Annotated in this window: 9 protein-coding genes; 8 read left to right on the top strand and 1 reads right to left on the bottom strand. The window is 64.7% G+C overall.

The window, feature by feature from the left end; genetic code table 11:
• Positions 1-327 precede the first annotated feature (327 nt).
• Positions 328-477, top strand: coding sequence for a hypothetical protein (locus AC1DJT_RS31200; protein WP_441507607.1), 150 nt, complete (start codon positions 328-330; stop codon positions 475-477).
• Positions 478-523: 46 nt separating this feature from the next.
• On the opposite strand, the gene AC1DJT_RS31195 is transcribed toward AC1DJT_RS31200, so the two are convergent.
• The gene (locus tag AC1DJT_RS31195) at positions 524-1,621 is read right to left on the bottom strand and encodes a YeiH family protein (protein WP_441507606.1); all 1,098 of its coding nucleotides are present in this window, start codon (positions 1,619-1,621) and stop codon (positions 524-526) included.
• A 263-nt stretch (positions 1,622-1,884) separates the two neighbouring features.
• On the opposite strand from AC1DJT_RS31195, the gene AC1DJT_RS31190 reads away from it, so the two are divergent.
• From AC1DJT_RS31190 to AC1DJT_RS31160, 7 genes are all read left to right on the top strand, one after another.
• Complete coding sequence (locus AC1DJT_RS31190) at positions 1,885-2,187, top strand: hypothetical protein (protein ID WP_441507605.1); 303 nt, start codon at positions 1,885-1,887, stop codon at positions 2,185-2,187.
• A 323-nt stretch (positions 2,188-2,510) separates the two neighbouring features.
• Positions 2,511-3,170 carry a portal protein gene (locus AC1DJT_RS31185; protein ID WP_476835572.1) on the top strand — a complete coding sequence of 220 codons (660 nt, stop codon included), beginning with the start codon at positions 2,511-2,513 and terminating at the stop codon, positions 3,168-3,170.
• A complete protein-coding gene (locus AC1DJT_RS31180) occupies positions 3,163-3,423 on the top strand; it encodes a hypothetical protein (protein ID WP_441507603.1) in 261 nt (86 codons plus the stop codon). The genes AC1DJT_RS31185 and AC1DJT_RS31180 overlap by 8 nt, the downstream gene beginning before the upstream one ends.
• 477 nt (positions 3,424-3,900) lie before the next feature.
• Positions 3,901-4,932, top strand: a complete 1,032-nt coding sequence (locus tag AC1DJT_RS31175; RefSeq protein WP_476835571.1) for an AAA family ATPase — start codon at positions 3,901-3,903, stop codon at positions 4,930-4,932.
• Positions 4,933-5,029: 97 nt separating this feature from the next.
• Positions 5,030-6,754, top strand: a complete 1,725-nt coding sequence (locus AC1DJT_RS31170) for a S8 family peptidase (RefSeq protein WP_476835570.1) — start codon at positions 5,030-5,032, stop codon at positions 6,752-6,754.
• Complete coding sequence (locus AC1DJT_RS31165; protein WP_476768998.1) at positions 6,748-7,401, top strand: hypothetical protein; 654 nt, start codon at positions 6,748-6,750, stop codon at positions 7,399-7,401. Before AC1DJT_RS31170 ends, AC1DJT_RS31165 begins: the two co-directional genes overlap by 7 nt.
• Before the next feature lie 260 nt (positions 7,402-7,661).
• On the top strand, positions 7,662-8,144 hold the full coding sequence (locus AC1DJT_RS31160; protein ID WP_441507600.1) for a methyltransferase family protein: 483 nt from the start codon (positions 7,662-7,664) through the stop codon (positions 8,142-8,144).
• Positions 8,145-8,239: the final 95 nt, after the last annotated feature.

Genomic DNA, 8,239 nt, shown 5'->3' with positions numbered 1-8,239 from the left:
GCCCAGACCCCGGCATTGAACGTGGGCTGCCTGCCCAAGGCAATAACGGCGCGTCTTGACGCACGGCTGACATGTCGATTCAACGCGTCGTCCTGGCGGAAGCCTTGGGCGAGCGGATCGGTCTGGCGGAGGATGCATGGGYGCTGGTCGCGCCTTTGCTGCCGGCTGAGCGCGGGCGTGGCTGCCGACCCGCACAAGATAACGGCCGGCGACGAGGCCCAGGACGTTGGACCGGCGCGGGTGATTTGCGGCMGCGCCAGGAATGACCGGCGCTTCGGCGTTCCGGTCTCGCAACCGTGCGACCCTGACTGAAGTCTCACATGCACGATGCGCCGGTCTTCCCTCGCCGATCTCGGCTTTCAATGCTCCGTCGCGGGTGAGCGCGACAAATGGGTGCAGTCCAGCCCGCGTTATCTCCTGGCCAACAACGTCCCCGGAGTTCCCGAGGCAACGATCACAAGGCTGAAGCAGCGCTGAGCGGCGCGGCGCTCCCCTCCATGGTCGGGGCCCGAGAACCTCCGCCTCACGGCACCGCGATCAGGTGGATGAGGCCAAGCGAGGTCGCCGCGAGCGCCAGCAGCGAGAGGATGACGGCGGCTGCGACGCGGGGGCCGGCCCGGGCGACGGAGCGAATGTCGACGCCGAGCCCGAGCGCCGCCATCGAGATAATGGTCAGCAGGTTCGCGATGGTCGCGAGCGGCGCAAGCAGGACCGCCGGAATCAGCCCTGCCGAGCGCAGCGCCGCCAGCACCAGGAAGCCGAGGATGAACCAGGGCACGATATGATGCGGCGCGATCCTGTGCGGGGCAGGGCGATCGCCAGCCGTCACGTGAGGTGCCGGCGCGTCCGTTTCCGCGCGCAGCCGGCCTGACAGCAGCGAGAGCACGAGGATGACGGGGCCGAGCATCAGCACGCGCACCAGCTTGACCAGGGTCCCGATCTGGATCGCCGCCTGGCCGGCTGGCGCCGTCGCCGCGATGACCTGGGGCACGGCATAGACCGTCAGGCCCGACAGGATTCCGAACTGGTGAACGCTGAGGCCGAGCGCCGGGATCAGGAGCGGCAGGCACAGCACGACCGCGACCCCGAGCACCGCGGTAAACGCGATCGAGGCGGCGACGTCCTCGCCATCGGCGCCGATGACCGGCGCGGTGGCCGCGATGGCTGAATTTCCGCAGATCGAATTGCCGCAGGCGACGAGGATGGCCATGCGCTGCGGCAGTCCGAGCAGGCGGCCGATGCCGTAGCTCAGCCCGATCGCGACGAAGACCACGGCGGCGATGCCAAGCAGAAGCGGTGCGCCGGCGCTGGCGATCGTGGCGGCGCTGAGCGACGCCCCGAGCAGCACGACCGCGACCTCCAGCAGCGTCTTCGCGCAGAACGAGATGCCGGCGCGCCAGCTTCTGGCGGGGCTCCAGAGCGACCGGACCAGGGTTCCCAAGAGAATGGCCAGCACGAGCGCCTCGAGCCAGGCGCGCTGGAAGAAGGCGGTCTCCAGATGCTCGACGGCGAGAGCCGCCCCCGACACGGGCAGGCAGAGCAGAAGGCCAGGTCCAAGGCGCTTCAGGCTGCCGGGGATCCGGCCGGTTGAGCTCGTTTGATCGTGGATTTGCAGCGTCATGGCGGCACCTGGCAGTTCGATGCGCCGTGTCTGGGCTTTTTCATTAAAGCAATCCAACATGTTGTTTGTCTTGTTTCGATCGATCCGATCGATCATTCCTACCGCGGGCTCCTTTCGGGCCGCGCAGGCCATCCGCGCGCTTCTCGGAGACGCGCCCGCCGCAATAGCGCGCGCAGCCGCAGGGATGACGGGGCTCGCGAACCAGGGCGCCGGTTGAAAGCCGCTGCGGCCTATGCTCTGACCGGCGCAGGAGGAAGGGTTTCATGCTTCGCCATGCCGCAATCATCGTCTCGCTCGCACTTGCCGGGTGCCAGGCCGCGAGCGACGCTTCGCCGGGGCCGCAGCGCACCGCTGTCCGGCCAGGCGCCGGCAATGCGACGCTCGAGGCGCTGGCGAACAGGGACGCCGCCGCCTGCATCCGCGAATCCAACAAGGCGGCGGCGAAACCGGTCAGTGGGGCGAGGGGCACCGGCGCAGACCAGGCGACCGCCCGCCGGAGCGACGCCATGAAGGCGGTCTATGACGACTGCATGGCCAGGCGCGGCTACGCCACGCCGCCGGCGTGAGTGGAGACGCCCGGCAGCGCTCCGTTGGCTCAGGCCGAAAGTGATACACAAAAATCGCATACAGGGGCTTTACATGCGTTTTTTGTGCATGCTATGCCTTTATTCAAGGTGGTGATTTGCGCCCGGGCCAGGGATGGCCGGGCGCTTTTGCGTTTCAGACCGCGCGCATTCTCTGCCGGTCCGCCAGGTCTTTGCGAGCCTCCGGCGCAACGTGCTCACATTAAGTATCTGAACTGGGAGCTGTTGACCCACACCCCGATTATGCCATGGTTCCTCCAAGGGAAGCTTGGGGGATTATGGTGGCTGAGCAAGAAGTCCCCGCGATGAGCAAGCAAGAATTTGCTGTCGCCTATATCGACAACTGGGCCCGCGCGATCCGCCATACCGGCAAGATCCTGGTCGACCTGATCCCAAAAATCTACGACACGGCCCGGGTGCTGCGGATCATCGGCGAGGACGGCAGGACGCAGGAGATCAGGATCAACCAGCTCGGCGGCGTCGCCGCCGACGGCATGACGCCGCGGCTTTCGAATGACGTCACGACCGGCGCCTATGATGTCGCGCTGCAGATGGGGCCGAGCTATGCGACCAAGCGCGAGGAAGTCCGCGACGGCATGACGGCCTTCATCCAGGCGGCGCCGCAGACCGCGCCGCTGATCCTCGACCTCGTCGCCAAAGCCCAGGACTGGCATCTGGCCGACGAGATCGGCGAGCGCCTGGAAACCGTGCTGCYGCCCGAGATCCGCGCGCTGAAGGCGCAAAAGGCGGGCAGGCCGCTGCCGCAAGCGATGCAGCCGCCGCCGCCCGATCCCGCGCAACAGGCGGCGCGGCAGATGGAGCTGGCGACGCGCGAGGCGGAGCTGGTGGCCAAGCAGGCGGAGGCCCGCCGCAAGCAGGCCGAAGCCGGCAAGGCCGAGCTGGCGCTGGAGGCTGCGCAGGTTGCGCAGATGCTGGGGCGGGGGGGCGGGGGAGCAGGTGGCTGAGCCGCAGGCCGACCCGGCGCTCGCCGGCATGGCGCAGGCGATTGTCGAGCTTCAGGGCGTGGTCGGGGAGATCGTGCAGGCGCTGCAGGGGGCGCCGCCGGGTGAGGTGTCGGCGAGTACGCCGATGGGTTCTGGCGAGCCTATTGGGCTGGAGCCTGAACTGATGGCGGGCCTGATGCCGATCAACCAGCCGCCGCCCGCCGGGGCGGCGCCTTTAATGGCGGAACCACAGGGCCAGCTCCCGCAATTCTAGCCGCTTCGGGCGGGCCTTCGCAGGGTGCGGATGTGGCGGCGTTGACCGCGAAGCTCCCGATCGGGCGGCATTTCGGAGGCGAGGCGCCCGACGCGACGAGTGTCCCAGTTGGGAGTTCGTGGAGCGCCTCGCGGTGTTGCGATCGTCACCTCTAGACATTGAGAGCTGCCATGAACCTGCCGTTCGCATTGGACTGGGTTCCTTCTTGACAGTCCACAAGCGGCCAAGTTGCTCCGCGGACGAGATCGCGAGAGCCGGACGCCGCCCATTTCAAGCGTAGTGCGAACGCTCCAGGTCGCAAATTTGCGAGCTCAAGCACTTACCGTCTGCCCAACCTTCACCTAAGGTGTTCGTGGATTCGACACAGCACTGTCTTGACGCGACCCGGCGCGCAGAACTGTGACGGACACGCAAACGACCGTGGGGGAGCGGACGAATCTCTCATGGGTTCGAAGCGAGTGATCAATTAAGGCAGCTATGGCTCGTAGTGATCTTCTTATTAATCTCGTTCGCGCTGGCGCGGTCGGCGATCGTGAGGCGGTGCGCTCCACGGCCGAGGCGTTGGTCGCAGATGAGCGGGCTAAGAAGCACTATATTGTTGCCGATCGTCTACAGCGGGCCCTTTCGGCTGTACCGGTCACGCCGCCCGCGTTGACCGCCAGTTCGCAGCACCTTAACCCCGTCAATGGTCGCGAAGCCATTCTAGAGGTCACAGCTCGGCTGCGGCTCGATGATCTGTTGCTCCCGCTTCCCGCTCGGCAGAGCGGTKGTCAGCTTATCGAGGAGCACCAGCGCGCCGATGTTCTGCGTGCCAATGGCTTTGAGCCCCGCCACCGTGTCTTGCTTTCCGGACCACCTGGTAACGGCAAGACCTCGTTTGCAGAGGCCATTGCCGAAGGACTTGGTCTGCCATTCTACGTCGTGCGCTATGATGCGTTGATCGGCAGCTATTTGGGTGAAACCAATGCTCGGTTGCGCAAGCTCTTCGACTATGTACGTACGACGCCGAGCATCTTGTTCTTCGACGAGTTCGATGCGATTGGCAAGGAGCGCGGTGACACCCACGAAACGGGCGAGATCAAACGGGTGGTATCCTTCCTGCTGATGCAGTTGGATCAATTGCCTAGCTACGTTGTAGTTATCGCGGCCACCAATCATGGCGAGTTGCTGGACCGTGCGGTGTGGCGCCGCTTCCAGATGCGCTTGGCTATACCGGCGCCGCACCTAAAGGAAGTGACGGTTTTCCTTGATCGCATCTTGTCCGATTGGCCGAATACGCCGAAGATGACTCCGGCGAGAATCGCCGCCCGGTTGGGCAAGGTCAGCTATGCTGAGGCGCTCGATTTCTGTCAGAACGTAAGACGACGCCAGATTTTGGGGTTGGGGGAGATGGCTATTGATGACGCGTTGCGAGCCGAACTTGACTTGTGGGTTTCGCGAGTAACGCCAGAGGTCATCAATGCCGAGCGATCCGACGAAGCCACTCCTGAGGCTGACGCCGCAACCTGATCAACCGCGTCTACTTGGACGGCCCGCATACGTCCCACCTCCTGACTCATTTCCGCGCGATCGCCAGACGGGGACTTTCGGTCCCAAATTTACCCGATTGGCGGAGGTTCTTGCGCGCGGTGCCAATGCGCTTGAGCTGCGCGCCGATCCGTCCGGACTTGCGCCTGAACGATTGCTCGTCTTCGAAGTTCGAGGCTCGATCGGCGCGTTCGCCAACGCCGTACAAAATGTCGCCGGGCTCGAACTTGTCGATGAGGAAGAGCTCGAGACCGACGAAGGCGACCAGCAGCCCTATGCTTATCTGCTCGTTCCGGACATCGTCGCGCTACGCAATCTCGAGTCCCTCTGGCGCCGTTGGCAGAATGGCCAGTTAGTCCGAGGCGAAACACCTTGGGCGAATGTATTCGATCTGCTGAGGGACTTACGGCMTTGGGGGCCGCTTGATCGCGTCAGTAGCATCGATGCAAGTTTTCTCGCTGTTGTAATCGATGGCCGTGACGATGAGGAGTTGGTTAGGCTCGAGGTTGAGTTGGTCTACCGCGAGCGGGAGGCCGTAGCGAATGAGCAGGAGGCGAATGTCCGGGCGGCTATTATCGGTCGCGGAGGAGCGGTCGTCACTCGCGCCCGCATCGGCGACATCGGCTATCATGCACTATTGGYGGACATTCCGGTGCGAGCGGTCCGGGAGATCTTGGACCGACGTTCCGAGGGCATTGCCGGCCTCGAGCCGGTCTTACACATTCGACCCCAAAGCGCACCGACCACGATCGAAATCGCCGATGTGGCTGAGGAACGCGAAGCCGCCGCAGCGAGACACCCGCTGGGAGACCCGATCCTCGCGCTGCTCGACGGGGTCCCGGTCGCGGCCCACCGCTTACTCGCAGACCATATGGATCTCGACGATCCCTTTGGCCTCGAGCCTGAGGCGCTAGTAACCAGTCGCTCTCACGGCACGGCGATGGCGTCGCTGATCGTGCATGGCGATCGCAACCAGGCGGAAGCAGCGCTTCCGCGTCGCATCCACGTTGTACCGGTGATGGGCAACAATGACGAATTTCCAAGCGATCGGCTGATTGTCGATCTCATCTATCTGGCGGTCGTTCGATTGCGCGAGCAGCGCCCAAACGTAATCATTGTGAACCTGTCGCTGGGCAATCGGTTTCGGCCCTTCCACGGGCAATTGTCGCCGTGGGCTCGCCTTCTCGACCGTCTGGCGGGCCGCTTCGGCTTGCTATTTATCGTCAGCGCCGGCAATGCGACCACTGACTTCGGTGTGCCCGCTTATGCAACCGGGTTCGACTATGAAGTCGCAGACGGGAACCACCGCGCAACGTCGATGATCGGTGCGCTCCACGCGCTCATCGGCGAACGCCGGATATTCTCTCCAGGCGAGACTGTGAACGGGTTAACGATCGGCGCGTCCAATCGGGATGCCGTACCGCCTGCTGAGCGCGCTCTCGCCCGAGCACTTATCGACCCCTATCCTTTGCATGAGGCGGCGAATCCATCGAGTACACTTGGGCCTGGTTTTGCCCGATCAGTGAAGCCCGATATCTTGATGCCGGGCGCGCGCGAGCATATGCAGATCGTCCGCAACCACGCTCATATCGAAGTGCGTCCTGGGCGGGCGTCACGCGGCGCGGGCCTTAAGGTCGCGGCGCCTCCCGCGGGGGGACGGGAGAACCTCGACGGTTATACTAACGGCACTAGCGCGGCGGCTGCCCTAGCGTCGCGCACCTGCCATCAGATTCACGACGCGCTCGAGGCGAGTTACGGCGAGCATTCCTTTTGCTTCCGCCTATCGAGCGAGCGGTCTTGCTGAAGGCCTTGCTCGTTCACCCTGCACGCTGGCCTCGCAACGTCGCTGACCTCATCAAGGCGACGGTGGGGCCATGGGGCCGCGGCCAGGCCAGCAAGCAGAAGGATAATATCCGCCGTTTCATTGGCTTCGGCTGCGTCGATGCCACGGATGCGGTGGCCTGCGCGGCGGATCGCGCCACTTTCTTCGTAACCGGCAGCCTGCGGAACGATCGAAACGTCACGATCGAGGTACCCGTGCCTATCGCCATGGGTGGCAAAGCGCGCCCGCACAGTCTATCGGCAACTCTCGCCTGGTTCACGCCGGTCGCGCCCGGTCGCAAGAGCTATCGCACGTGTCGCCTGAAAATTCTGAAACCCGCGTCAATCGGCGAGCTTGGAGTGAGCAGCCACAGTTGGCAGCCAGACGAAAACCAGACGAACCGGGGAACAATCTTCTCTCGATGCTGGGATGGGAGCGATGCCCCTGTCGTCGCTGCTGATATGACCATTCCGTTGATCGTACAGCGCGATCCGGACCAAGGCACCCCGATTGACGAGCCCGTKATCTTCGGCTTGGCCGTCACACTGGCCATGCCCGGCGAGGTAGCATTGTACGACGAAGTCTATGCGCGCGTGAGGCCGCCGATCCGCGCTGCCGCGCGGCCTTGAGTTCGGCGCCATCAGGATGCTGTCGCGGTAGACGCCGTCGCGCTTCCAGTCGCGCCGGCGCCGCCCTTCAATCTGGAAGTCGAGCCCTCGTAGAGGGCACACGCCGTCGCGTTGTCGTCGAGAAACCAGGTTGTGAGCCGATGGCCGGCATGATGCCGATGGACCAACCCTGCCTTCGGGCGCGCCCCGGACACTGGCTGGTGATAGACATCGAACGCCGTGGCGTCCCTGGTGGGGACGGGCTTCGGACAGGCAGCGGTATGAGCCACGCAAAAGGGAATGTGCGCGACAATTCGGGCGCCGTGATACGGCCGCCGATCGCCTGGGCGATCGCGGTGCTCGTCGGGCTCGGGCTCGAATGGCTCTCTCCGCTGCCATTCCTGGCGCCGGAGATGCCGGCGGGCGCGCTCGGCGGCATCCTGTTCCTCGCGGGCCTCGCCCTGCTGATCTGGGCGGCAACGACGTTTCGCCGCGCAGGGACGCAAATCCAGACCACCCAGCCGACGACGATGATCGTCGAGGCGGGGCCGTACCGTTTCACGCGCAACCCGATCTATCTCGGCATGGTGCTCGGCCTCATCGGCCTCGCCGTCGCCTTCAACAGCCTGTGGCTCTTCGTCCTGCTGCTGCCGTTCTATCTCGTCATCCGCTACGGCGTGGTCGCCCGCGAGGAGGCCTATCTCGATCGGAAATTCGGGGACGTCTATCGCGCCTACAAGGGCCGCGTCAGGCGCTGGCTGTAGCGAGGCACGGCGCTGAGAAGGGCCCTCTCTCAGGGGTCCTTGCTCGTTTCGCTTCCGACAGTCGCTTGCGTCAGGCCGCCTGGGCGTGTCCGGGC

This window comes from Allobosea sp. 05T422_2, assembly GCF_056396265.1.
Note: the sequence above shows the minus strand (reverse complement) of the source record. Positions and strands in the feature narration are given on the sequence as shown.